We start from the raw sequence: 23,414 nt of genomic DNA, 5'->3' as shown, positions 1-23,414 counted from the left end.
TCAGGGCCGGTCGCCCTCCTCGTACTCCGCGTCCGAGCCCTCGGCCGTCCGCTCACGCAGCTCGATACGGCGGATCTTCCCCGAGACCGTCTTGGGCAGTTCGGCGAACTCGATACGGCGCAGGCGCTTGTACGGGGCGAGGACCGCGCGCGAGTGCTCGAAGAGCAGCTTCGCCGTGTCGGGTCCGGGCTCCCAGCCGTCCGCCAGGACGATGTAGGCCTTCGGGACGTTGAGCCGCAGCGCGTCGGGCGCCGGGACGACGGCGGCCTCGGCCACGGCCTCGTGCTCCAGCAGCGCGCTCTCCAGCTCGAACGGCGAGATCTTGTAGTCGGACGCCTTGAAGACGTCGTCACTGCGGCCGATGTACGTGATGTAGCCGTCGGCGTCGCGCGAGCCGATGTCGCCGGTGCGGTAGAAACCGTTCGCCATCGCCCGCGCCGTACGCTCCGGGTCGCCGTGGTAGCCGGCCATCAGCCCGACCGGGGCGTCGGCGAGGTCCAGCGAGATCTCGCCCTCCCGCGCGCCGGGCGCGCCGGTGACCGGGTCGAGCAGTTCCACGACGAAACCGGGGGTCGGCCGGCCCATCGAGCCGGCCTTCAGGAGCTGCCCCGGCGAGTTGGCGACCTGGACGGCCGTCTCGGTCTGGCCGAAGCCGTCCCTGATCGTCGCGCCCCACTCCCGGCGGACGGTCTCGATGACCTCTGGGTTGAGCGGTTCACCGGCGGCCACGACCTCGCGGGGACGGTTGCGCAGCAGTGTGAGGTCGGCCTGGATCAGCATCCGCCACACGGTGGGCGGCGCGCAGAAGCTGGTGACGCGGGCGCGGTCCATCTCCGCCATCAGCCGCACCGGGTCGAAGCGCGTGTAGTTGTGGATGAAGACGGTCGCCTCGGCGTTCCAGGGCGCGAAGAGATTGGACCAGGCGTGCTTGGCCCAGCCGGGCGAGGAGATGTTCAGATGCACGTCGCCGGGTCCCAGCCCGATCCAGTACATCGTCGCGAGATGGCCGATCGGATACGAGACATGGGTGTGCTCGACCAGCTTGGGGCGGGCGGTGGTGCCGGAGGTGAAGTAGAGCATCAGCGTGTCGTCGGCGCGGGTGACCCCGTCGGGCTCGAAGACCGTCGACTCCTGGTGGGACGCCTCGTACGCCAGCCAGTCGGTCCCGTCGGGACGCGGACCGGCGTCCGGGCCCACGGCGTCAACCTGGGCACCGTCGCCACCCACCACGATCCGGGTGTACTCCCCGGGCACCTCGGCGAACTTCGCGGTGTCGCCCGCCCGGACGATCACCTGCCGGACCCGGCCGCGCTCGATCCGGTCCCGCAGGTCCAGCGGGCCGAGCAGCGGTGTCGCCGGGATGACGACGGCCCTGAGCTTCATCGCGGCGAGCGCCGTCTCCCACAGCTCGGTCTGGTTGCCGAGCATCACGAGAACGCGGTCACCGGCCGACACGCCCTGCGCGCGCAGCCAGTTGGCCACCTGGGCAGAGCGCCCGGACATCTCGGCGAAGGAGGTGACGCACTCGGTGCCGTCCTCCTCGACGATGTGCAGGGCGGGCCGGTCGTTGCCCTCGGCGATCACGTCGAACCAGTCGAGTGCCCAGTTGAACAGCTCGGGGCGGGGCCAGACGAAGCCTTCGTACGCCGCGGAGTAGTCCTCCCGGTGCCGCAGCAGGAAATCCCTGGCGGCGCGGAACCGCTCGGTCGCGTCGACCGCTGTCATGTGCCCTCCTCATCGCTCGCCCGTTCACCGAGGGTTCTCCGTCCCCGGTGGCCGTCGCGCGCCCACCGGGGATGACGGGACAGCCCTTAGCATCGTGTAGCCGGTGACGTACGTCTCACCACCCCCTGACGGGGGTGAACGGAAATCGTTCGGCCGGCGGAGCGAGCCCAAGAGAAGGAAGACGCTGTGACTGAGGCGGTCGAAGCGGTCGAGATGCGGACCGCGCTGCTGACTCTGCGCCGTACGACCGGGCTGCCGGTGGCGTTCGGCGGGCTGTTGCACGATGCCCGCCAGGTGCGCATCGCGGAGCTGAACGGCACGGCGACCGGTGCGCTGCGCGGGCTGGGGATCTCCGTCGGGAACGGGCTGGGCGGCAAGTCGATCGCGCTGCTGCGGCCGTGCGCGGTGACCGACTACCGGCAGGCGCGCCACATCAGCCACGAGTACGACGCCGCGGTGGCCGCCGAGGGGCTGCGCTCCGTGGTCGCCGTTCCCGTGATCGTGCGGCGCCGGGTCCGTGGCGTGCTGTACGGCGCGCTGCGCGATCCGCTGCCGATGGGCGAGCGGGTCTTCGACGCCGCCGTCGCCGCCGCCCGTGACGTGGAGCAGTCACTGGCCGTACGGGACGAGGTGCAGCGGCTGCTGGCCGTGACCCGTGAGCCGGTGCGGGGGCGGCCCGAGGCGTGGGAGGAGGTCCGCGAGGCGCACAGCGAGCTGCGGGCACTCGCGCCGCGCATCGCGGACGCCGGGCTGCGGAGCGAACTGCACGCCGTCTGCGGCCGGTTGGCGGGCGCGGGCGGCGCCCCGCAGGACTGGCGCGACGGGGGCGGGCTCCGCGAGCCGCGGGGCGTCGCGCTGGCGCCGCGCGAGGTGGACGTGCTGGCGTGCGTGGCGGCGGGTTCGACGAACGCGGCGGCGGCCGAGCGCCTGGGGCTGCGGCCGGAGACGGTGAAGGGCTATCTGCGGGCGGCGATGCGCAAGCTGGGGGCCCACAACCGCCTGGAGGCGGTGGTGGCGGCCCGCCGCGCGGGCCTGCTGCCGTAGAAACCCACCGGCGACGACTCCTGCGGGCGGCCCGGCGCGGGTCCGCGCGGTCCCACCCGCCCCGCCGGCGGACGGCACCACCTGGAAGACGCGGCCCGGTGCGGCATCCGCCAAGCCCCACCCGGCCCGCGACGCCTGCCACGGCACCCCTCCCCCGCCCCGCAACGCACCCCGCCTCCTCGCCCCGAAGGCGGACCGCGCTACCTGGAAGACGCGGCCCGGCCCTCAACGCACAGGACCCCGCCCCGCCGGCGGACCGCGCCGCTTCGCGGAGACCGTCCGGGACTACCCCACGGCCGGTGCCGAGAAGTCCGCGAAGCGCACCGTGAACGCGGGGGAGCCGGCCGAGGAGAGGGAGCCGAGCATACGGACGCCCTCCTCGGCCACCGCGTCGCGCTGGGCGCGGGTGAGCGTGCCGAAAGCCCGCACCGTCAGCGTGCCCTGCCCGTCGCCCTCCGTGCCGTCCTCCAACCGCCAGATCCCGGCGAGGAATCCGTCGACGAGGAAGGTGCGGTGGCCCTGGTTGCCGTTCCAGGTGAGCTTGCGGTAAGCGGAGGGGACGACGCGGGTGCGGTCCGCGTGCGAGAGCAGCAGGTTGTCGTACTCGGGCAGGAAGCGGGGCGGGGCCGGGGTGTCCGCGTCCGGCCGGGGCGCGTCGGGGAGGTCGAAGAGTTCGGCGCCCGACTCGCCGCGGAAGGTGAGGAGCCGGTCCCGCAGCCGCTCGAAGACCGGGCCGAGCCGGGTCAGCCGGCACCAGGTCTGCATGTCCTTGACCGACGCGGGCCCGAAGGCGGCGAGGTAGCGCAGGACGGCGTCCTCGGGCGCGATGCCCGTCGGCGCCGCCGCTCCGGCCGCCTCCGCGCCGAACCACTTGCGCGCCGTCGTGAGCGTGACCTGCCCGCTGCGGCCCCACAGACCGCGCGGTGTGACCTGGACGAGCGGGAGCGTGCACCGTGCGGCGAGCGAGAGGGCGAGCGGGTCGGCGCCGGGCCACCGTTCGACCAGTGACGCCTTCAACTCCTTGAGCGGCAGCGGCTGTTCCTCGACCAGCTCCCTGGCGTACTCGGCGAGCCGGTCCAGGTCCACACCGGTGAGACCGTCCCGGAAGATCCGCAACTCCCGTTCGATCAGGGGCTGGACGAGCGGGCGCAGCGCGAGGCAGTCCGCGGCGGTGTGGGTGTGGATGGTGGAGCGGAGCGTGACCATCCGGCCGACCTCGCGGGACGCCATCAGCCCGGAGAGCTCCTCGGGGTCGAACGCCTCCAGCCTGGCCGCGAGCTGGACGTACGGCGGCTTCACGTTCTGCGCCTGGAGCCCGGCCAGATGTGTCACGGCCTCCTTGGCCGGCATGGCGGCGCGCCGCAGCAGGAGCTGCCGCGCCAGGGTGGCGCGGTTGAGCGCGCGGGTACTGAGCACGGGATGCGTGAGCGGGTCCGTCGTCTTCGAGGCCATGCTCCGCACGTTACCCAGCCTTGCGGACACCTTCTGTCCTCAACGCCGGGGGGCCCCGAACGGCGCGGCCCACCCGGTGGCCGGGGCCGACCCCGGTGGTCAGTTCGCGGCGGTGACCGTGAACAGCGCCCCGTCCGGGTCGCGGAGCGTCGCCTCGGCCGTCCCGCCCGCTTCGGCGGACCCGTCCGGGCGGTGCACGAGCGAGCCGCCGGCGGCCAGGGCCGTCCCGACCGCCGCGTCCACGTCCTTCACATGGAAGCGCACCAGCCAGCGCGGCCGGATGCGCGGGTCGGGCGCGGCCTGTACGGCGCCGCCGCTGATCCGGGCCAGCTCCTCGTCGCCGTCCAGGAGCAGTGACCGTTCGCCCTCGTGGGCCAGGCGCAGTCTCCCCTCGCTCTCCGGCTCCCAGCCGAGGGTGAGCGAGTAGAAGCGCCCCGCCGCGACGGCGTTCCTGGTCCGCAGCTCCAGCGAGGCGGAGCCGCTGCCGCGCCCCATGGACCAGTCGGAGCGCACCGAACCCTCCCAGATGCCGAAGACGGCGCCGTCCGGGTCGACGGCGAGCGCCGCGCGGCCGGTGTGGAAGGCCAGCGGGCCGACGCCGACGGTGCCGCCGCGTTCCCTGATCCTGGCCGCCGCCTCGTCCACGTCCGTGACGTTGAAGTACGGGGTCCAGGAGACGGCGACCTGGAGCGAGGAGGCGAGTGCTCCGATGCCGGCGACCGGCAGGCCGTCGATGAGCGCGACGGAGAAGTCGTCGCCGAGTCCGGCCCGCCGGTAGGTCCAGCCGAGGACCTCGCCGTAGAAGTCCTGGGCGCCCGGCAGTTCACGTGCCAGCAGGCTCACCCAGCACGGTGCTCCGGCGACTCCCTGTGCTTTCGGCATTCCACTCCGCTCCCCGGGTGACTCGTCCGCGATCCGCTGCCGCACCGGAGGGTTCGGTGCCCTCACGTGCACGGCAGACGCCTCTGAATGTATGTGAAGGCACTGCGGCACGGCGAACGAACCCTGTCCGCGATATGATCAACCACTTATCGTGGGAGCGCTCCCAGTGGTTGGATGACGATCCCCCGACGAGAGCGTGGATGGAGGTCGCACGATGGTGGTAAAGGGACGCACGAGCCGGCCCAGCCAGCCCACGCTCGAAGAGGTGGCGGCGCTCGCGGGTGTCGGACGCGGCACCGTCTCCCGCGTCATCAACAACTCGCCCCGGGTGCGCGACTCCACCAGGCAGCTCGTCCAGGAGGCGATCGCCGAGCTGGGCTACGTGCCCAACCGGGCGGCTCGCGCGCTCGCCGGGAGCCGCACCGACGCCGTCGCGCTGGTGATCCCGGAGACCGAGAAGCGGTTCTTCGCGGAGCCGTACTTCTCCGACGTGCTCCACGGTGTCGGCACGGGACTGGCCGACACCGAGATGCAGTTGCTGCTCACACTCGTCCGGAACGAGAACGAGCGCCGCCGCTTCCTCCAGTACGCGCGGGCCGGCCGGGTCGACGGCGTGCTGCTGGTCTCCGTGCACGGCGACGACCCGCTGCCCGACCTGCTCGCGGAGCTGGGCCTGCCGACCGTGCTGAGCGGCCGCCGCTCGGCGGACGAGCCGGTGAGCTACGTCGACTCCGACAACGCGGGCGGCGCCCGGTCCGCCGTACGCCATCTCGTGGAGACCGGGCGGCGGCGGATCGCCACGGTCACCGGACCGCTGGACATGTACGTGGCGCAGTGCCGGCTCGCCGGGTACCAGGAGGCCGTGGCCGCCTCGGGCGGCGATCCGGACCCGTCCTGGACGGCACACGGCGACTTCACCGAGGAGAGCGGACGCCGGGCGATGACGGAGCTGCTGGCGCGCCACCCGGACCTGGACGCGGTGTTCGCCGCGTCCGACGTGATGGCGGCGGGCGCGCTGCACTCCCTGCGGGCGGCGGGCCGCCGGGTGCCCGAGGACGTGGCCGTCGTCGGCTTCGACGACTCCCCCATCGCCGGGCACACCGATCCCCAGCTCACCTCCGTACGGCAGCCGGTGGAGGAGATGGGGCAGGCGATGGCACGGGTGCTGCTGGAGGGCATCGACAACCCGGCGGCGCCGCACCGGCACGCCGTGCTGCCCACCGAGCTGGTGCGGCGCGCGTCGTCCTGAACTTCCCGGTCAGGCGCGCAGATACGCCAGGACTGCCAGCACGCGCCGGTGGCCCTCGCCGTCCACGCGCAGGTCCAGCTTCTGGAGGATGGCGCTGACGTGCTTGTTGACCGCCGCCTCCGTGACGTACAGATGCCGCGCGATCGCCGCGTTCGCCCTCCCCTCCGCCATCAGGGAGAGCACCTCGCGCTCCCTGGGCGTGAGCCGCTGGAGCGGATCCCGCTGCCGGCGCAGGAGCTGGCGTACGACCTCCGGGTCGACCACCGTCTCGCCCGCGGCGACCCGGGCGACCGCGTCGACGAACTCCGTCACCGCGCTGACCCGGTCCTTGAGCAGATAACCGACACCGCCGTCGCTGCCGAGGTCGAGCAGACGCGCGGCGTACGACTGCTCCACGTACTGGCTGAGCACCAGGACCGGCAGTGCGGGGTGTTCGCGGCGCAGGGCGACGGCGGCGCGCAGACCGTCGTCCGAGTGGTCCGGGGGCATGCGGATGTCGGTGACGACGATGTCGGGCCGGTGCGCGCGGACCGCGGTGAGCAGGCTGTCCGCGTCACCGACCTCGGCCGCGAGCCGGTGGCCGAACCGGGTCAGGACACCGACCAGGCCGTCGCGCATCAGCGGGGAGTCCTCGGCGAGGACGACGGTCAGCGACATGGGATCTCCGCGTGCAGCAGGGTCGGCCCGCCTGCCGGGCTGGAGATCCGCAGTCTGCCATCGGCGGCGGCGACCCGGTCGGCGAGCCCGACCAGCCCGGTTCCGGCCGCCGGATCGGCGCCGCCCACCCCGTTGTCGCTGACGCTGAGCGTCAGTACGCCGGCGTGCAACCGCGCGTGCACCTCGGCGCGGGTGGCCGCGCTGTGCTTGGCCGCGTTGGCGAGGGATTCGGCGACGACGAAGTACGCGGCACTCTCCACGGCGGCGGGCGGGCGGTGCGGCAGCAGGATGTCGACGGTGACCGGCAGGACGGAGCGGGCGCTGAGATTGCCGACGGCCTCGGAAAGCCCGTGGTCCGTCAGCGCCTTGGGGTGCACGCCCCGGCTCAGCTCGCGCAACTCTTCGACGGCCAGGGCGACTTGCTCCTGGGCGGTGTCGAGCTGCCGGGCGACGGACGAGCCGGGCTCCGCGTCCAGCCGGGCCAGGCCGAGCAGGACGTTGAGCGAGACGAGCCGCTGCTGGGCCCCGTCGTGCAGATCCCGTTCGATCCTGCGGCGCTCCGCGTCGAAGGACCCGACGAGCCGGGCCCGGGAGGCGCGCACCTCGGTCAGCCCGCGGCCGAGTTCCCCGTCGCGGGGGGCGAGGATCGCGCGGGTCATGGCGGCGCGCGCACCGGCCCAGACGGTGATGGTGTAAGGCGCGACCGGCACCAGGCACACCGCGACGACCACCAGCGGCCAGGCGTCCGGATCGCCGACGGGTGAGGTGGCGAGGAGTACGGGGACGGCGAGCGAGACTCCCAGCACCAGCACGTCCATCCACCACATCGCGGCCAACGACGCGGCGGTGAAGCCCAGTTCACGCCAGGTGGCGGGCTCGCGCAGCCGGGTGGCCAGCCAGCCGCGCACTCCCGGTACGGCGGGCGGGCGGTGCGGGTCGGGGAGCGGGTCGGGGTCCATCAGACGCAGCCGCCGGCGCTCGACACGGCTGACGACGATGCCGGACAGCGCCACGCCCAGGAGCAGTACGGCCCCGACCCCGGCGACCAGGGAGACGACACCGGCGAGCGTCAGCGCCGCCAGCACCGTCAGGACGAGCGCGCCGAAGAGACCGCCGGTCAGGAGGTAGAGGAGGGAACGCCAGGGCCAGGAGGAGGTGAGGAACGTCCACGGGCCGCTGCCCACGGCCCGCCAGGCTGTCGAGTGGTGCACCCGTCGACCGTAGCCGCGGGACGCGGTCCGGACAGTAGGACCAGCACTACCTTCGGACTCCCGTGCGCGCCAATGCGCCGCGCCCCCGGCCGGCGGTGGGATACGGGGCATGTGGATCAGCACGAACAGACCCGGTACGAACGGCCCCCTCCGGCGCACGGCGGGACGGCTCGTCGCCGCGCTCGGTCTCACGGCCGTCGCCGTGGCCGGCCCCGCCCCGGCCGCGCTCGCCGAACCGGCCCCGGCCCCGGCCCCGGCCCCGGCCACCCTCACCCCCGCCGCCATCGACCGCTTCATGGACAGCTATCTCGACCGGACCGGACTGCCCGGCGCGGTGGTGGCGGTGACCAGGGGGAAGGAGGTCGTGCACACCGGCGGGTACGGGCGCGCCACCGGCGGGCAGGCCATGACGGCGCGGACCCCGGTCCCGGTGGCCTCGCTCTCCAAGTCCATGACCGCGCTCGCCGTCATGCAGCTGGTCGAGGAGGGTGAGGTCGGCCTCGACCGGCCCGTACGCGGCTATCTGCCGGAGTTCACCATGGCCGACGGGCGGGCGGCGCGGATCACCGTCCGCCAGTTGCTCGACCAGACGTCCGGCATGGCCGATTCGGCCTTCCCCGATCTGGCGCTGCCGCAGGCGCACACGTTGAGGGGAGCGGTCGCCCGGATGCGCGGGGCCCGTCTCGCCGCCGAACCGGGGACCCGGTGGAGCTACCACAACCCCAACTACTTCGTCGCGGCCCGGCTGGTCGAGGTGGTCACCGGGGAGCCGTTCGCCGACCGCCTCCGCGACCACGTCTTCAGACCCCTGGGGATGACGGACTCGCGCTCCGCCGACTCCACCACCGACATGCCCAAGGACGCCCGGGGATACGTACGGGCGTACGGCCGCCTGGTGGAGCGCGCGCACCCGCGCTGGTTCACCGCGGGCGGCCACGGTGTCGTCACCACCGCCGACGACCTGGCCCGCTGGCTGATCACGCAGAACAACGGCGGTGCCGGCGCGGACGGCCGGCGGGTCGTCTCCGCGCGCAGCGTGGACACCATGCACACACCGCCGGACGGCGGGAACTACGCGATGGGCTGGTCGCTGGGTGAGGCGAGCGGTGACGCCGGGCCGCCGCTCCAGCACACCGGTGAGCTGCTGACCCACAACGCCATCCAGGTGCTGCTGCCGGACCGGGAGACCGGCATCGCCGTCGTCAGCAACACCGGCATGATCTCCGGCGACGACAGCGCGGGCATCGCGGACGGTCTGCGGGATCTGGCCGAAGGCCGGCCGGCGGAGATCAGGGAGCCGTTCACCATGACCGCCGACCAGGTCCTCGCCGGGCTGACGCTGCTGGCACTGGGACTGGGCGCCCTGGGCACCGTACGGGCGCCGGGCTGGGCGAGCAGGGCGGCGGGGCGCCCGCTGTGGCGCGCCGGGCTGCGGACCCTGCCGTACGCGCTGCCGGTCGCCTGCCTGGTGGGGCTGGCCGATCTGATGGGCCTGCTGATGCGGCGGGAGGGCACGTTCGGGCAGGTGGTGTACGTGTGGCCCGCGCTGGTGGTGTGCGTCGCGGCGGCGGCGCTGGCGTCGGCCGCGGTGATCGCGTCGCGGGCCGGCCACCTGACCCGCGCGGTCCTCGCGGGACGGCGGGCCACCGGTGCCGGGCACGGGCGCGCGGGCGACGGGTCCTCGGACGCGGACCACGGGGGCTCGGGCTCAGGCGACGGAGCCGATCCGGGCGGGGGTCGGTCCCCCGTCGTGGTGGATCGGGGTGTGGGCGCCGGTCAGTGAGACACCGGTGCCGCCGCGCCGGTTCGCGACGATCTCCGCCGCGATCGACAGCGCCGTCTCCTCGGGCGTACGGGCCCCGAGGTCGAGGCCGATGGGGCTGCGCAGCCTCGTCAGCTCCAGCTCGGTGACGCCCACACCGCGCAGCCGCTCGTTACGGTCCAGATGGGTCCGCCGGGAGCCCATGGCGCCGACGTAGGCGACGGGCAGCTTGAGGGCGAGACGCAGCAGGGGGACGTCGAACTTGGCGTCGTGGGTCAGGACACAGAGCACCGTACGGCCGTCGGTCTCCGTCGACTCCAGATAGCGGTGGGGCCAGTCCACCACGATCTCGTCGGCGTCCGGGAAGCGTGCGCGGGTGGCGAAGACGGGGCGGGCGTCGCACACGGTGACGTGGTGGCCGAGGAACTTCCCCACCCTGACCAGGGCGGACGCGAAGTCGATGGCCCCGAAGACGATCATGCGCGGGGCGGGCACGCTGGACTCGACGAGGAGGGTCAGGGTCCGGCCGCAGCGCGAGCCGTCCTCGCCGATCGTGACGGTGCCGGTGCGGCCGGCGTCCAGCAGGGCGCGGGCCTCGGCCGCCGCCGTCCCGTCCAGCGCCGGGTGGCCGCCCAGCGTCCCCTCGTACGCTCCCCCGGGGCGTACGAGGAGGGCCCTGCCCCGCAGTTCCGCGGGCCCGTCGGTGAGCCGGGCGACGGCCGCCGCCTCGCCTCCGGCGGCGGCGGACAGCGCGGCGGCGAACACGTCCCGGCCCGGTGAGTCCGCGTGTACCGGGGTGACGAGGATGTCGATGACGCCCCCGCAGGTCAGGCCCACGGCGAAGGCGTCCTCGTCGCTGTAGCCGAACGTCTGGAGCACCGTCCCGCCGTCGTCCAGGGACTGCCGGCACAGCTCGTAGACGGCGCCCTCCACACATCCGCCGGAGACGGAGCCGATCGCGGTGCCCTCGCCGTCGACGGCGAGGGCGGCGCCCGGCTGCCGGGGCGCGCTGCCGCCGACGGCCACCACGGTGGCCACGGCGAAGTCCCGTCCCTGCTCGACCCACCGGTTCAGTTCGTCGGCGATGTCCAGCATGTCGGCCTCCTCTGGTTCTCAGTATCGGATGTGCGGAGGGCGGCGGCGCGTCGGCGCCGGCCGGGCCCGGAGCGGTGTCAGCCCACGCCGAGCCAGCCCTCGATCGGGTGGAGCGCGAAGAAGACCACGAAGATCACGGTCAGCGCCCACATGAAGGCACCGATCTCCCGGACCCTGCCCTGGGCCGTCCTGATGGCGACGTAGGAGATGACACCGGCGGCGACCCCGGCGGTGATCTGGTAGGTGAACGGCATGATCACCACGGTCAGGAAGACCGGTACGGCCACGGCCCGGTCGTTCCAGTCGACGTGCTTGGCGTTCTGCATCATCATCGCGCCGATGACCACCAGGGCCGCCGCCGCGACCTCGCCGGGGACGATCTGGGTGATCGGGCTGAAGAACAGGCAGGCGGCGAAGAAGAGACCGGTCACGACGGAGGCGAGGCCCGTGCGGGCCCCCTCCCCCACACCCGTGGCGGACTCCACGAACACGGTCTGGCCGGAGCCGCCCGCGACACCGCCGACGACTCCGCCCGCGCCGTCCACGAACAGCGCCTTCGACAGGCCGGGCATCCGGCCCTTCTCGTCGGCCAGCCCGGCCTCCGTGCCGACGCCGATGATCGTGGCCATGGCGTCGAAGAACCCGGCGAGCACGAGCGTGAAGACGATCATGCCGACGGTCATCGCGCCGACCTCGCCCCAGCCGCCGAACTCGACGTCCCCGAAGAGCGAGAAGTCCGGCATGGACAGGGCGCCGCCGGTCAGCTCGGGCGGCCCGCTCGCCCACGCCTTGGCGCCGATGACACCGGCGGCGTTGAGCACGGCGGCGACGACCGTGCCGGCGACGATGCCGATCAGGATCGCGCCGGGCACGTCGCGCGCCTGGAGCATGAAGATCAGCAGCAGCGTGAGGGCGAAGATCAGGACCGGCCAGCCGGCGAGTTCGCCGGCCGGGCCCAGGGTGACGGGTCCGCCGCCCTGCGAGGCGTGCACGAAGCCCGCCTTGACCAGTCCGATCAGCGCGACGAAGGTACCGATGCCCATCGTGATCGCGTGCTTGAGCGCGAGCGGGATCGCGTTCATGATCAGCTCGCGCAGGCCGGTGACGACCAGCAGCATGATCACGACGCCGTACATCACGCACATGCCCATGGCCTGCGGCCAGGTCATGTTGGGGGCGACCTGCGTGGAGATGACGCCGGAGACGGAGAGACCGGCGGCGAGGGCCAGCGGCACCTTGCCGACGAAGCCCATCAGCAGCGTGGTGACGGCCGCGGCGACGGCGGTGGCGGTGATCAGCGCGGGCTGGCCGAGCACATTGCCCGCGACGTCCTTCCCGCCGAGGATCAGCGGGTTGAGCAGCAGGATGTACGCCATGGCCATGAAGGTCGTGACGCCGCCGCGCACTTCACGCGCGACGGTGGATCCCCGCTGGGATATGTGGAAATACCGGTCGAGCCAGGACCTCCCGGCCGGGGGACGCGAGCCTGGGCCGGCGTCCTCGGCGGTGGTCACGGGCTCCACGGACTGCTGGGTCATGGTGCCTACTCCCAAGGTTCACAGGGGCACCCGCGGTAAGACGTGCGATGCGGGATTTGGGATGGTGCGTGGGCTGCACGACCCGGGGGACGGCCCGAGGCGAACTGGGTTGCACTGGGGTGTACTGGCGTGTGCTGGCGTGTGCTGGCGTGTGCTGGGGTGTACCGCGCGAGTGTGGCGCGGTGCCGGTGTGGCGCGGTGGCGCGTGACCGGTGTGCCGCCGTGAGCGGTGGGGCGGCGGCCGTGGCCCCGGACGTCGCCGGTCGGGCGGCGTCCGGAGCGTACGGGCGGGCGCCCGTCAGGTGCCGGTCAGATGCTCCGGCCGTACCGGGGTCCTGTTCAGCTCCAGCCCCGTCGCGTTCCTGATCGCCGCGAGCACGGCGGGGGTCGACGACAGGGTCGGGGCCTCGCCGATGCCACGCAGCCCGTACGGCGCGTGCTCGTCGGCCAGTTCGAGCACGTCGACCGGGATGGTGGGCGTGTCGAGGATGGTGGGGATCAGATAGTCCGTGAAGGACGGATTGCGCACCTTCGCGGTCTCCGGGTCGACGAGGATCTCCTCCATGACCGCCACGCCCAGGCCCTGGGTGGTACCACCCTGGATCTGGCCGAGGACGGACAGCGGGTTGAGCGCCTTGCCGACGTCCTGTGCCACGGCCAGCTCGACCACCTTGACCAGGCCGAGCTCCGTGTCGACCTCGACCACCGCGCGGTGCGCGGCGAACGAGTACTGGACATGGCCGTCGCCCTGCCCCGTCCGCAGGTCGAACGCCTGCGTGGGACGGTGGCGCCACTCCAGTTCGAGATCGACCGACTCGCCCTCCAGGACGTCCACCAGATCGGCCAGGACCTCCCCGCCGTCGGTGACGACCTTGCCGCTCTCCAGGAGCAGTTCGGCCGTGGCCCAGGCGGGGTGGTACGTACCGAACCTGGCGCGGCCGATCTCCAGGACCTTCTCGCGGACGTGCTCGCAGGTGTTCTTGATCGCGCCGCCCGTGACATACGTCTGACGGGAGGCGGAGGTCGAACCGGCCGATCCCACCCGGGTGTCGGCCGGCTGGATCGTCACCTGGGCGACACCCAGTTCGGTGCGGGCGATCTGCGCGTGGACGGTGACGCCGCCCTGGCCGACCTCCGCCATCGCGGTGTGCACGGTGGCGACCGGCTCGCCGTTGATGACCTCCATCCGCACCCGGGCGGTGGAGTAGTCGTCGAACCCTTCGGAGAAGCCGACGTTCTTGATGCCGACCGCGTAGCCCACGCCCCGTACGACGCCTTCGCCGTGCGTGGTGTTGGACAGCCCGCCGGGCAGCGCCCGTACGTCGGCGGCCTCGCCCGCCGCGAGCCACTGACGCTCGGGCGGCATCGGGCGCGCCTTGACGCGGCGCAGCAGTTCGGCGACGGGCGCGGGCGAGTCGACGCGCTGGCCGGTGGGCAGCAGCGTGCCCTGCTCCATGGCGTTGAGACGGCGGAACTCGACGGGGTCCATGCCGAGTTCGGCGGCGAGCTTGTCCATCTGTGCCTCGTACGCGAAGCACGCCTGGACGGCTCCGAAGCCGCGCATCGCGCCGCAGGGCGGGTTGTTGGTGTAGAGCGCCAGGGCCTCGATGTCGACGTCGTCGACGACGTAGGGGCCCACGGAGAGCGAGGAGGCGTTGCCGACGACGGCCGGGGAGGCGGAGGCGTACGCGCCGCCGTCCAGCACGATCCGGCACTTCATGTGCGTGAGCTTGCCGTCCCTGGTGGCCCCGTGCTCGTACCAGAGCTTCGCCGGGTGGCGGTGGACATGCCCGAAGAAGGACTCGAACCGGTTGTAGACGATCTTGACCGGTTTTCCGGTGCGCAGGGCCAGCAGGCACGCGTGGATCTGCATCGACAGGTCCTCACGGCCGCCGAAGGCGCCGCCGACCCCGGAGAGCGTCATCCGGACCTTGTCCTCGGGCAGGCCGAGTACGGGGGCGATCTGGCGCAGGTCCGAGTGCAGCCACTGGGTGGCGACGTACAGGTCCACGCCGCCGTCCTCGCCCGGTACGGCGAGACCGGACTCCGGGCCGAGGAACGCCTGGTCCTGCATGCCGAAGACGTACTCGCCGGAGACGATGACATCGGCCCGTGCGGCGGCCCCGGCGGCGTCGCCGCGCACGATGGGCTGGCGGTGCACGATGTTCGGGTGGGGTACGTGCTCCGCGTGGTGGTCGTCGCGGTGCTCATGGACGAGCGGCGCGCCCTCCGCCGTCGCGGACGCCTCGTCGGTGACGACCGGCAGACCGGCGTAGTCGATCCGGATCTTCGCCGCGGCGCGGCGCGCGGTCTCGGGATGGTCGGCGGCGACGATCGCGACCGGTTCGCCGTGGTGGCGGACCTTGCCGTGGGCGAGGACCGGGGTGTCCTGGAACTCCAGGCCGTAGCGCTTCACCTCGGCCGGGAGGTCGTCGTAGGTGAGGATCGCGTACACGCCGGGGGTGGCCAGCGCCTCGGCCGTGTCGATGGAGCGGATCTCGGCGTGCGCGACGGTGCTGCGCAGGGTGTGCCCCCACAGCATGTCCTCGTGCCACATGTCGGAGGAGTACGCGAACTCGCCGGTGACCTTCAGGGTGCCGTCGGGGCGCAGCGTGGACTCGCCGACGCCGCCCCTGGTCCGTGAGCCCTGTGTGATGTCGGTGGGTGTGCCCGTGGTCGCCATGGTCAGACCGCCTCGGACTGCCGGGCGGCCGCGAGGCGGACCGCGTCGAGGATCTTCTCGTAGCCGGTGCAGCGGCAGAGGTTGCCGGAGAGCGCCTCGCGGATGTCCGCGTCGGACGGCGAGGGGTTGCGCTCCAGCATCTCGTCGGCGGCGACCAGCAGACCGGGGGTGCAGAAGCCGCACTGCACGGCGCCCGCGTCGATGAACGCCTGCTGGACCGGGGAGAGGTCGCCGCCCTCACCGGTCTGTGAGTCGGTGCCCTTGGCCTGCCAGCGCCGGGCGCCCTGGAGACTCGTACCGGGGGCCGTGGGGGTCGCGGTGTCCGCGGTGCCGTCGGTGTCCGCGGCGGCCTGAGAGCCGTGGGAGCCGTGGGTGCCGCAACCGCCCCGCTCCGCGCGCTGCTTGGCGAAGTCCGCCAGCCCCTCGACGGTGACCACGTCACGGCCCTCGACCTGGCCTGCCGCGACGAGGCAGGCGCAGACCGGCAGCCCGTCGAGACGGACCGTACAGGAGCCGCACTCGCCCTGTTCGCAGGCGTTCTTCGAGCCGGGCAGGCCCATGCGCTCGCGCAGGACGTAGAGGAGGGACTCGCCCTCCCAGACGTCGTCGGCCTCCTGGGGACGGCCGTTGACGGTGAAGTTCACACGCATCGCTATGCAGCTCCTTCCAGCGTGGTGCCGGTGGCCCGGTACTGCTCCCAGGTCCAGCCGAGCGTGCGGCGGGCCATGATGCCCACCGCGTGGCGGCGGTACTTCGCGGTGCCCCGCACGTCGTCGATCGGGTTGCAGGCGCCGGACGCGAGGTCCGCGAACTGCTTGGCGACCGACGGGGTGATGACCTTGCCGTTCTCCCAGAAGCCGCCCTCCTCCAGCGCCGCGTTGAGGAAGTCCTCGGCGGCGCGGGCCCGCAGCGGGGTGGGCGCCGCTGAGCCGATGCCGGTCTTCACGGTGCGGGTGTCGGGGTGCAGGGCGATGCCGAACGCGCAGACCGCGATGACCATCGCGTTGCGCGTGCCGACCTTGGAGAACTGCTGCGGTCCGGACGCCTTCTTGATCAGGACGGACCTGATCAGCTCGTCCGGGGCCAGCGCGTTGCGCTTCACGCCGGTGTAGAACTCCTCGACGGGGATGCGGCGGACGCCGCGTACGGACTCCACCTCCACCTCGGCGCCCGCGGCGAGCAGCGCGGGGTGCGCGTCACCGGCGGGCGACGCGGCGCCGAGGTTGCCTCCGACGGAGCCGCGGTTGCGGATCTGGGGCGAGCCGACGGTGTGCGAGGCGAGGGCCAGTCCGGGCAGCTCGGTCCGCAGGTTCTCCATGATCCGGGTGTACGGGACGGAGGCGCCCAGGCGGACGTGCTCCTCGCCGACCGTCCATTCGCTCAGTTCGCCGATGCGGCCCAGGTCCATGAGGTACTCGGGGCGCCGGTGGTCGAAGTTGATCTCGACCATGACATCGGTACCACCCGCGATGGGTACGGCGGTGGGGTGCTCGGCCTTGGCGGCGAGCGCCTCCTCCCAGCCGGCGGGGCGAAGGAAGTCCATGAGTGGCTCTCTTCATTCGTGATCGGTCGTTCATGCGCGATCGGTCGTTCACTGGAGCCCGGGGACGGCCGGAGTCCCGATGGTCGGTCTGGTTCGGTCCGGTTGTCTCATACGGATATTCACCAGGTGTTAACACTGTGTGGCCCAAGTACACCGGCCGTGCTCCGTCCGGTGCAGTCACCGAAACCATGAAGGAGTTGGCTGGGCGGCTCACGGGTCTTGTAGATTCGAACAAATGGCGAGGCGGCGGACGCTCGCGGAACACACGGCTCATCCGGGACGAGAGAAGAGATCGGCGGCGACGAGATGCGGCTGCGCGCACTGCTGGAGACCGATGCGCTGGGCCTGCGGCTGCTCGGCGGCCGGGACGAACTCGACCGGACCGTGCGCGGTGTGATGACCACCGATCTGCGGGACCCCAGCCGCTATCTCTCCGGCGGTGAACTGGTCCTGACCGGCCTGGCCTGGCGGCGCACGCCCCAGGACTCGGAGCCTTTCGTACGGCTCCTGGCGGGGGCCGGGGTGGCGGGGCTGGCGGCCGGTGAGGCGGAGCTGGGCGCGGTCCCGGAGGATCTGGTCGGTGCGTGTCTGCGGCACCGGCTGCCGCTCTTCGCGGTGAACGAGTCCGTCGCGTTCGCGACGATCACCGAGTACGTGGTGCGTCAGGTGTCCGGGGAGCGCGCGGGGGACCTGGCCGCCGTGGTCGACCGGCACCGCAGGCTGATGTCGTCCGGCCCGGCCGGCGGTGGGCCCGACGTCGTCCTGGATCTGCTGGGCTCGGACCTCGATCTGCGGGCCTGGGTGCTCTCCCCCACCGGGCGGCGGATCGCCGGAGCGGGCGAGCCGCTGTCCGGGGCGGCGGGCGCGGCGCTGGCCGCGGAGCATCTGGCGGCGACGCGGGCGGGGCGGCGGTCGCCGCACCGGGTGGCGCTGGACGGGCGGACGTACTCGCTGTTCCCGGTGCGCGCTCCGGGACGCGCGGCGGCGGGTGCGCCCGCAGCGGGCGCACCGAACGGGGCGGGCGTTCAGACCGGCGGTCCCGGCGCGGACGTGCGCGAGAGCGTCCTGTCCGACTGGCTGCTGGCCGTGGAGGCGGACGCCGGCGAGTGGGCCGCCCCCCGGCTGGATCTGCTCCAGGGCGTCACCCAGCTGATCGCGGTGGAACGGGACCGGCGGGACGCGGCGCGTGCGGTACGGCGCCGGCTCGCCGGGGAGATCCTGGAACTCGTCCAGGGCGGTGCCCCGCCCGCCGATGTCGCGGCCCGGCTGCGGGTCGCGGCGCCGGTGCTGCTGCCCGGCGACGGGACGGCGCCGCACTGGCAGCTCGTCGTGGCGCGGGTCGACTGGGAGAACGGGGTCGGGGCCGGGGTCGAGGGCGACGCCGTCGACACGGGCCCGGTCGCCCAGTCGCTGCTGGAGGAGATCCTGGTCGATCCGGCGGAGTCGGGCATGGAGTCGGGCGACCGGATCGCGGTGGCCCACGCGGGCGGCGAGGCGATCGCGCTGGTGCCGCTGGCGGTGCCTTCCGACACGGCGGACGGAAGCGAGGACGAAGACGCGGACGGGAACCGGGACGGGGACGGGGACGGGGACAGCGGCGGGGACGGTACGGCGGCCGAGGACGGGGGCGACACGGAGCCGGTGGACCCCGGCCTGCGCGCGGACGCCCTGCTGGCCGCCGTTCGCCGGCCGCTGGCCGCCGGACTCGCCGACGACGGCCGTCTGACCCTGGGTGTCAGCGCGGCCGTGCACTCGGCCGAGGGTCTGCACGGCGCGCTGGAGGAGGCCAGACACGCCCGCCGGGTGGCCGCGGCGCGCCCGGGCCGGGTCTGCGCGGCGGGCCACCACGAACTGGCCTCGCACGTACTGCTGCTGCCCTTCGTCCCGGACGACGTCCGGCGCGCGTTCACCGCGCGGCTGCTCGATCCGGTGCGGGAGTACGACCGCCGTCACCGCGCCGAACTGGTCCCGACGCTGGAGGCGTTCCTCGACTGCGACGGCTCCTGGACCCGGTGCGCGGCCCGGCTGCATCTGCATGTGAACACGCTGCGGTACCGGGTGGGGCGCATCGAGCAGCTCACGGGCCGCGATCTGTCCCGCCTGGAGGACAAGCTCGACTTCTTCCTGGCGCTCCGGATGAGCTGACCGGGCCCAACACGCGTCACCCGGTGCCAGGTTGACCGCGGTCACCCGTCGCGGTCATGGGCGGGAGCCGGTCGCGCGACGGGGAACGGCCCGTGGCCGCCCGGGCGGCGCACTCCGCGGCGCCCTGCCACGCCTGGATCCCCCTGGTCAGCCGGGCCGGCGAGAGCCGCGGGGGCCGGTGGAACGGTGGCTCCGGCCGTTCTGACGGAGCGTCGGAAAGCCCCCTGTCGAGCCCTTGTTGACCAAGGCATTGTGAATTTTTTCACCTGAACTATTGGCCCGGCGTGCCGATCCGTGCTGAGATGCGTGAGAACTCAACAGCACAATGGCGCGCTCGGGGAGGGCAATGTGGCGGATACCGCCATGTCTGGTTCCGGATTCACTACCGGTGACGACCCACTCCAGACCGCGGTATGGCGGTTGCGCTCGCGCGGCTGTTGGACCGACGCCGCCGCCCTGCTGGCGCCCCATCCGGGCGCCGCGCCCTCCCTCCAGCGGGCGTCACTGCTGGTGGAGCGCTGCCTGTTCACCGGTGAGGGCTGGCCGGAGGCCGAGGACGCGCTCCGGGTCGCGGAGGCCAGGGCGCGCGAGGACGACGAACGGGGCGGCGCCGCGTGCGAGCGCGGCCATCTCGCCTACGCGTCCACCGTCCTCGGGGTGCGCGACCGCGCCGACGAGGCGCGTGCCGCGCTCGGGCGGGCCGCCGCGCTGCTTGCGCCCGCGGCTCCCGGCCGGCCGCTGCTCGACTTCCGGCGGGGCCTGATCGCCGAACATCTCTCGGACTCGCCGCAGTCGGCCCTGGCCGCCTACCGGCGCGCCCACGCGGGCGCCACCGCGCACGGGCAGTCGCTGCTGCTCTCCTTCACCTGGCGCCATCTGGCCGGACTCGCCCTGCGCGAGGGCGAGTTGGCGGAGGCGCGGCACGGCTTCGGCGAGTCGCTGCGGATCCGTGAGGAGCTGGGCTATCTGGTCGGTACGGCCCCGGCGCTCGCCGCCCTGGCCGACGCCGAACCGGAGCCGGAGGCGACCCGGCTGCGCGCGGAGGCGGGCCGGCTGTTCCGTCTGCTGGACGGCGTCCCGACGTGGCTGGCGTCCCAGCTCGCCCCGAGCCCCGCGGCCTGACCGGGCCGCACCCCGGCCCCGGGGGGACTCACGCGGCGCCGGAGCCGGGTGCGTCCTGCGCGGGATCGGCGGGAGCGGTCAGCCCGCGCCGCCGGTGAAGTGCTTCCGTACGAGCGAGCGCACGACCGGCAGGTCCCGGGCGGTCAACGCGTCGAGCAGGGCGGAGTGCTCGGTGGCGTCCGCGACGAGCGCGTCCCTGACCGTCCTCGGCGCGCCGGGGAGCGGCCACTGCGCGCGGCGGTGGAGGCCGTCGGCGATCAGGACCAGTTGCCGGTTGCCCGACAGCCCGAGGAGCGCGCCGTGGAAGGCACGGTCGTGGGCCGCGTAGGCGGCGGGGTCGCCGTGCGCCGCCGCCGAGACGGTCGCCTCGGCCAGCGGGCGCAGTTCCGCCCAGCGATCGGCCGGGACGGTACGCGCCAGCCGCAGCAGCACCGGGACCTCGATCAGTCCCCGTATCTCGGCCAGTTCGGACAGATCGCGGGCACTGCGCTCGGCGACCCGGAAGCCCCGGTTGGGTACGACCTCGACGGCGCCTTCGATGACGAGCTGCTGCATGGCCTCGCGCACGGGGGTGGCCGACACCCCGAAGCGCTCGCCGAGCGCGGGCCCGGAGTAGACCTGGCCGGGCACCAGCTCGCCGCTGACGAGGGCGGCGCGGAGCGCGTCGAGGACCTGGCCGCGCACGGAGTGGCGCCGCACCGTGCGGCGTGCGGCGGGCCGGGGCGTGCCGGCGGGTACGGCGCGGGGCGAGTCGTGCGTGTGCTCGCCGCGTGCCTGCTCCGGGACCGACGGGGCGCCGTCGGACCTCGCGCGGCCGGGCGGCGGCGCGGGCCGCCGGCGGGCCGCCGGCTCCCGGGGGGCGGTCGCGCCGTCGTACGCGCCGCCCTGCTCCATCGCGCGTCCTCCTCCGGCTGTCACGGCCCTCCAGGTCGTCCAGGTGCTCCAGGTCGTCCCGGCTCGCGCGAACCGGGCCCCCGGAGCACCATAGGCGGACAGGGTGACAGTTCAAACATGATTCGTATCGGGTAAGGTAAGCCTCACCTTCAATCGATCGCGATTCGGTGGTCCCCAGGAATGTCTGCGCACGCTCTGCTGCCCGGCCGGCTCTCCTCACCGGTCGCCGACGCCTACCGGCGGCTGACCGAGGTCTTCCCCTCGCTGGGCATCGACGAGCTGACGGGCACGGAGCGTCCGGCGGCGGGCGGGGGCTGGGTCGGCGCGACCGATCTCGCGGCGGGCGGACCCGCCGTCGACACCTTCCTGGCGTGGGACGAGGCGCAGGTCGTGCGCGACTACGGCCAACGGGCCCGCCCCGATGTCGTCGCGACCTTCGGACTGCACCGGTACGCCTGGCCGGTCTGCCTGCTGATCACCGTGCCCTGGTTCATGAGCCGCCGGGTGCCGCGCATCCCGGTGGACCATGTCTCCTTCCAGCGGGCGCGGGGCCGGATCGCCGTCCGGGTCGACGAGTTCGCCTGTCTGCCGGGTGACCCGGCCGCCGCGCTGCCGGGCGCCAGGGTGGTACCGGACGAGGAGGCGCTGCGCGCGGAGGTGCGTTCGTCGGTGGCGGAGCATCTCGGCCCGGTACTGGCCGCGTTCGGTCCCCGCATGCGGCGCCGCCATCACGCCCTGTGGGGGATGGCGACGGACGAGATCGTCGAAGGGCTCTGGTACATCTCGCAGTTGCTGGGCGAGGAGCGGCGCGCGATGACGGAGCTGGAACTGCTGCTGCCGGGAACGACGAAGCCGTACGTCGGCACGGCGGGCTTCCGTGAACTGCGCGGCACCGACGGCGAATCGCTGCCGACCAGGGACCGGGCGAGCTGCTGCTTCTTCTACACGCTGCGTCCCGAGGACACCTGTGTGACCTGCCCGCGCACCTGCGACGCCGACCGGATCCGGCGGCTGAGCGCAAGCAGCAACTGACCTTCGTACGGCCTTCGTTGGACCATGCCACTCGTCCGGGTGGGTCGGATTCGAATGCGACTCGGGCTTGTCGCCCGTTCGTTCGAGGGACTCCTCCTATTCGCGTATCCTTGCGCCTCGTTGGCGTTCTCTTGTCCCGAAACCCTCCTGCGCGCAGCCGTGGTTGGGCCAATATGGCGCCCGAAACGCCCCACTGCGATGCAAGGGACAGACAACCGCATGCGACTGACCGACCCACCGCTCAACTGGCTGCTTCCGGGCGGCGTGATGCTTATCGGAGTCCTGGTAGCGGTGGCTTTGATCGCGCGCGGCAAACGCGCGGGCGCCAAGACCGCGACCGAGGACTCCTGGGAACGCAGCGAGGAGCGCCGCAGGCGCAAGGAGGCGATCTACGGCAGCGCCTCCTACCTGCTGCTCTTCTGCTGTGCCGCGGTGGCCGCCGCGCTCTCCTTCCACGGCCTCGTCGGCTTCGGCCGGCAAAACCTCAACCTCTCGGGCGGCTGGGAGTACCTCGTGCCGTTCGGCCTCGACGGGGCGGCGATGTTCTGCTCCGTGCTGGCCGTGCGGGAGGCCAGCCACGGCGACGCCGCGCTCGGCTCGCGGCTGCTGGTGTGGACGTTCGCCGGCGCCGCGGCCTGGTTCAACTGGGTGCACGCGCCGCGCGGCATGGAGCACGCGGGTGCGCCGCAGTTCTTCGCCGGCATGTCGCTCTCGGCCGCCGTGCTCTTCGACCGGGCGCTGAAGCAGACCCGCCGGGCGGCACTGCGCGAACAGGGCCTGGTGCCCCGCCCGTTGCCGCAGATCCGGATCGTCCGCTGGCTGCGGGCGCCCCGTGAGACGTTCGGTGCCTGGTCGCTGATGCTCCTCGAAGGCGTACGCACGCTGGACGAGGCCGTCGACGAGGTACGCGAGGACCGCAGGCAGAAGGAACAGAACAAGCACCGGCGCCGCGAGCAGGAGAAGCTGGGCCGCGCGAGGATCAAGGCGCTCAACCGGCAGCACCGGGCCTGGGGCCGTGGCCGCGGTCGCCAGGTCGAGCTGCCGGGAACGCCGCCCGTACCGGCCGTGACCGGCGGGAGCGGTGCGCCGCAGGCCGTCGGAGCCGCCTCCTCGGAGCCCGTCATAGGGGGACTACGCGAAGCCGACATGTCGCTCGGGCGGCCCCAGCCCTCGCTTGAGCCGGTGAAAGGGTACGAGGCCCGCACCGTCGATCTGACGGCGGAGGACGACACCCAGGCGCTGCCCCGGCTCGACTCCCTGGAGCGCAAACTCAGGCATCTGGAGCAGCAGTTCGGCTGAGCGTCCGACTCGGCGGAACGGCTCACCCACGGGTGGGCCGATGACACGACACGACCGGCGGGGCGGGAGACCGTCCCGCCG

At 73.2% G+C, this 23,414-nt stretch carries 18 protein-coding genes; 7 read left to right on the top strand and 11 right to left on the bottom strand.

Annotated elements, in window-relative coordinates:
* Positions 1-1,725 (bottom strand): AMP-binding protein, encoded by a 1,725-nt coding sequence (locus tag ACZ61E_RS02970; RefSeq protein WP_469697046.1) that lies wholly within the window; start codon positions 1,723-1,725, stop codon positions 1-3.
* 213 nt (positions 1,726-1,938) lie between these two features.
* On the opposite strand from ACZ61E_RS02970, the gene ACZ61E_RS02965 reads away from it, so the two are divergent.
* A complete protein-coding gene (locus ACZ61E_RS02965; protein WP_469697132.1) occupies positions 1,939-2,769 on the top strand; it encodes a helix-turn-helix transcriptional regulator in 831 nt (276 codons plus the stop codon).
* A 285-nt stretch (positions 2,770-3,054) separates the two neighbouring features.
* Here ACZ61E_RS02965 and ACZ61E_RS02960 read toward each other — a convergent pair whose 3' ends face one another.
* Both ACZ61E_RS02960 and ACZ61E_RS02955 read right to left on the bottom strand, forming a co-directional pair.
* Positions 3,055-4,221 (bottom strand): winged helix DNA-binding domain-containing protein, encoded by a 1,167-nt coding sequence (locus tag ACZ61E_RS02960; protein ID WP_469697044.1) that lies wholly within the window; start codon positions 4,219-4,221, stop codon positions 3,055-3,057.
* Between the two features lie 99 nt (positions 4,222-4,320).
* Positions 4,321-5,103: a VOC family protein gene (locus ACZ61E_RS02955; RefSeq protein ID WP_469697043.1), complete on the bottom strand. Its 783-nt coding sequence runs from the start codon at positions 5,101-5,103 to the stop codon at positions 4,321-4,323.
* A gap of 214 nt (positions 5,104-5,317) precedes the next feature.
* On the opposite strand from ACZ61E_RS02955, the gene ACZ61E_RS02950 reads away from it, so the two are divergent.
* The gene (locus ACZ61E_RS02950) at positions 5,318-6,352 is read left to right on the top strand and encodes a LacI family DNA-binding transcriptional regulator (RefSeq protein ID WP_469697041.1); all 1,035 of its coding nucleotides are present in this window, start codon (positions 5,318-5,320) and stop codon (positions 6,350-6,352) included.
* A gap of 9 nt (positions 6,353-6,361) precedes the next feature.
* Here the strand turns inward: ACZ61E_RS02950 and ACZ61E_RS02945 are convergent, their stop codons facing one another.
* Together ACZ61E_RS02945 and ACZ61E_RS02940 are read right to left on the bottom strand one after the other, a co-directional pair.
* Positions 6,362-7,009 carry a response regulator transcription factor gene (locus tag ACZ61E_RS02945; protein WP_469697039.1) on the bottom strand — a complete coding sequence of 216 codons (648 nt, stop codon included), beginning with the start codon at positions 7,007-7,009 and terminating at the stop codon, positions 6,362-6,364.
* A complete protein-coding gene (locus tag ACZ61E_RS02940) occupies positions 7,000-8,220 on the bottom strand; it encodes a sensor histidine kinase (protein ID WP_469697037.1) in 1,221 nt (406 codons plus the stop codon). The genes ACZ61E_RS02945 and ACZ61E_RS02940 overlap by 10 nt, the downstream gene beginning before the upstream one ends.
* Positions 8,221-8,329: 109 nt before the next feature.
* On the opposite strand from ACZ61E_RS02940, the gene ACZ61E_RS02935 reads away from it, so the two are divergent.
* Entirely contained in the window at positions 8,330-10,003 is a 1,674-nt protein-coding gene (locus tag ACZ61E_RS02935; RefSeq protein ID WP_469697035.1) for a serine hydrolase domain-containing protein, read from the top strand.
* On the opposite strand, the gene ACZ61E_RS02930 is transcribed toward ACZ61E_RS02935, so the two are convergent.
* From ACZ61E_RS02930 to ACZ61E_RS02910, 5 genes are all read right to left on the bottom strand, one after another.
* Positions 9,929-11,077, bottom strand: a complete 1,149-nt coding sequence (locus ACZ61E_RS02930; protein ID WP_469697033.1) for an XdhC family protein — start codon at positions 11,075-11,077, stop codon at positions 9,929-9,931. The genes ACZ61E_RS02935 and ACZ61E_RS02930 overlap by 75 nt on opposite strands.
* A gap of 77 nt (positions 11,078-11,154) precedes the next feature.
* Positions 11,155-12,615 (bottom strand): NCS2 family permease, encoded by a 1,461-nt coding sequence (locus tag ACZ61E_RS02925; RefSeq protein ID WP_469697031.1) that lies wholly within the window; start codon positions 12,613-12,615, stop codon positions 11,155-11,157.
* A 298-nt stretch (positions 12,616-12,913) separates the two neighbouring features.
* On the bottom strand, positions 12,914-15,298 hold the full coding sequence (locus ACZ61E_RS02920) for a xanthine dehydrogenase family protein molybdopterin-binding subunit (RefSeq protein ID WP_469697029.1): 2,385 nt from the start codon (positions 15,296-15,298) through the stop codon (positions 12,914-12,916).
* Positions 15,299-15,300: 2 nt separating this feature from the next.
* A complete protein-coding gene (locus ACZ61E_RS02915; RefSeq protein WP_469697027.1) occupies positions 15,301-15,948 on the bottom strand; it encodes a (2Fe-2S)-binding protein in 648 nt (215 codons plus the stop codon).
* A 2-nt stretch (positions 15,949-15,950) separates the two neighbouring features.
* Positions 15,951-16,841, bottom strand: a complete 891-nt coding sequence (locus ACZ61E_RS02910) for an FAD binding domain-containing protein (RefSeq protein WP_469697025.1) — start codon at positions 16,839-16,841, stop codon at positions 15,951-15,953.
* A gap of 306 nt (positions 16,842-17,147) precedes the next feature.
* Between ACZ61E_RS02910 and ACZ61E_RS02905 the strand changes: the two genes are divergently transcribed.
* Together ACZ61E_RS02905 and ACZ61E_RS02900 are read left to right on the top strand one after the other, a co-directional pair.
* Entirely contained in the window at positions 17,148-18,986 is a 1,839-nt protein-coding gene (locus ACZ61E_RS02905; protein WP_469697023.1) for a PucR family transcriptional regulator ligand-binding domain-containing protein, read from the top strand.
* Between the two features lie 363 nt (positions 18,987-19,349).
* On the top strand, positions 19,350-20,108 hold the full coding sequence (locus tag ACZ61E_RS02900) for a hypothetical protein (protein WP_469697022.1): 759 nt from the start codon (positions 19,350-19,352) through the stop codon (positions 20,106-20,108).
* 78 nt (positions 20,109-20,186) lie between these two features.
* Here ACZ61E_RS02900 and ACZ61E_RS02895 read toward each other — a convergent pair whose 3' ends face one another.
* Positions 20,187-21,002, bottom strand: coding sequence for a GntR family transcriptional regulator (locus ACZ61E_RS02895; protein WP_469697021.1), 816 nt, complete (start codon positions 21,000-21,002; stop codon positions 20,187-20,189).
* A gap of 180 nt (positions 21,003-21,182) precedes the next feature.
* Here ACZ61E_RS02895 and ACZ61E_RS02890 point away from each other — a divergent pair, with 180 nt between their 5' ends.
* Both ACZ61E_RS02890 and ACZ61E_RS02885 read left to right on the top strand, forming a co-directional pair.
* Positions 21,183-22,034 (top strand): (2Fe-2S)-binding protein, encoded by an 852-nt coding sequence (locus tag ACZ61E_RS02890; protein WP_469697020.1) that lies wholly within the window; start codon positions 21,183-21,185, stop codon positions 22,032-22,034.
* Positions 22,035-22,253: 219 nt separating this feature from the next.
* Positions 22,254-23,333 (top strand): DUF2637 domain-containing protein, encoded by a 1,080-nt coding sequence (locus tag ACZ61E_RS02885; RefSeq protein WP_469697018.1) that lies wholly within the window; start codon positions 22,254-22,256, stop codon positions 23,331-23,333.
* The last annotated feature ends 81 nt before the right edge of the window (positions 23,334-23,414 follow it).

The sequence above is a fragment of the Streptomyces sp. NPDC104581 genome (genome assembly GCF_055583685.1).
The sequence above is the reverse complement of the archived record's forward strand: the minus strand, read 5'-3'. Positions and strand labels throughout refer to the sequence as shown.

Coding starts and splice junctions, on each gene's coding strand:
- ACZ61E_RS02970 (WP_469697046.1), bottom strand. CDS start 1,725: ATGACAGCGGTCGACGCGACCGAGCGGTTCCGCGCCGCCAGGGATTTC.
- ACZ61E_RS02965 (WP_469697132.1), top strand. CDS start 1,939: ATGCGGACCGCGCTGCTGACTCTGCGCCGTACGACCGGGCTGCCGGTG.
- ACZ61E_RS02960 (WP_469697044.1), bottom strand. CDS start 4,221: ATGGCCTCGAAGACGACGGACCCGCTCACGCATCCCGTGCTCAGTACC.
- ACZ61E_RS02955 (WP_469697043.1), bottom strand. CDS start 5,103: ATGCCGAAAGCACAGGGAGTCGCCGGAGCACCGTGCTGGGTGAGCCTG.
- ACZ61E_RS02950 (WP_469697041.1), top strand. CDS start 5,318: ATGGTGGTAAAGGGACGCACGAGCCGGCCCAGCCAGCCCACGCTCGAA.
- ACZ61E_RS02945 (WP_469697039.1), bottom strand. CDS start 7,009: ATGTCGCTGACCGTCGTCCTCGCCGAGGACTCCCCGCTGATGCGCGAC.
- ACZ61E_RS02935 (WP_469697035.1), top strand. CDS start 8,330: ATGTGGATCAGCACGAACAGACCCGGTACGAACGGCCCCCTCCGGCGC.
- ACZ61E_RS02930 (WP_469697033.1), bottom strand. CDS start 11,077: ATGCTGGACATCGCCGACGAACTGAACCGGTGGGTCGAGCAGGGACGG.
- ACZ61E_RS02925 (WP_469697031.1), bottom strand. CDS start 12,615: ATGACCCAGCAGTCCGTGGAGCCCGTGACCACCGCCGAGGACGCCGGC.
- ACZ61E_RS02920 (WP_469697029.1), bottom strand. CDS start 15,298: ATGGCGACCACGGGCACACCCACCGACATCACACAGGGCTCACGGACC.
- ACZ61E_RS02915 (WP_469697027.1), bottom strand. CDS start 15,948: ATGCGTGTGAACTTCACCGTCAACGGCCGTCCCCAGGAGGCCGACGAC.
- ACZ61E_RS02910 (WP_469697025.1), bottom strand. CDS start 16,841: ATGGACTTCCTTCGCCCCGCCGGCTGGGAGGAGGCGCTCGCCGCCAAG.
- ACZ61E_RS02905 (WP_469697023.1), top strand. CDS start 17,148: ATGCGGCTGCGCGCACTGCTGGAGACCGATGCGCTGGGCCTGCGGCTG.
- ACZ61E_RS02900 (WP_469697022.1), top strand. CDS start 19,350: ATGTCTGGTTCCGGATTCACTACCGGTGACGACCCACTCCAGACCGCG.
- ACZ61E_RS02895 (WP_469697021.1), bottom strand. CDS start 21,002: ATGGAGCAGGGCGGCGCGTACGACGGCGCGACCGCCCCCCGGGAGCCG.
- ACZ61E_RS02890 (WP_469697020.1), top strand. CDS start 21,183: ATGTCTGCGCACGCTCTGCTGCCCGGCCGGCTCTCCTCACCGGTCGCC.
- ACZ61E_RS02885 (WP_469697018.1), top strand. CDS start 22,254: ATGCGACTGACCGACCCACCGCTCAACTGGCTGCTTCCGGGCGGCGTG.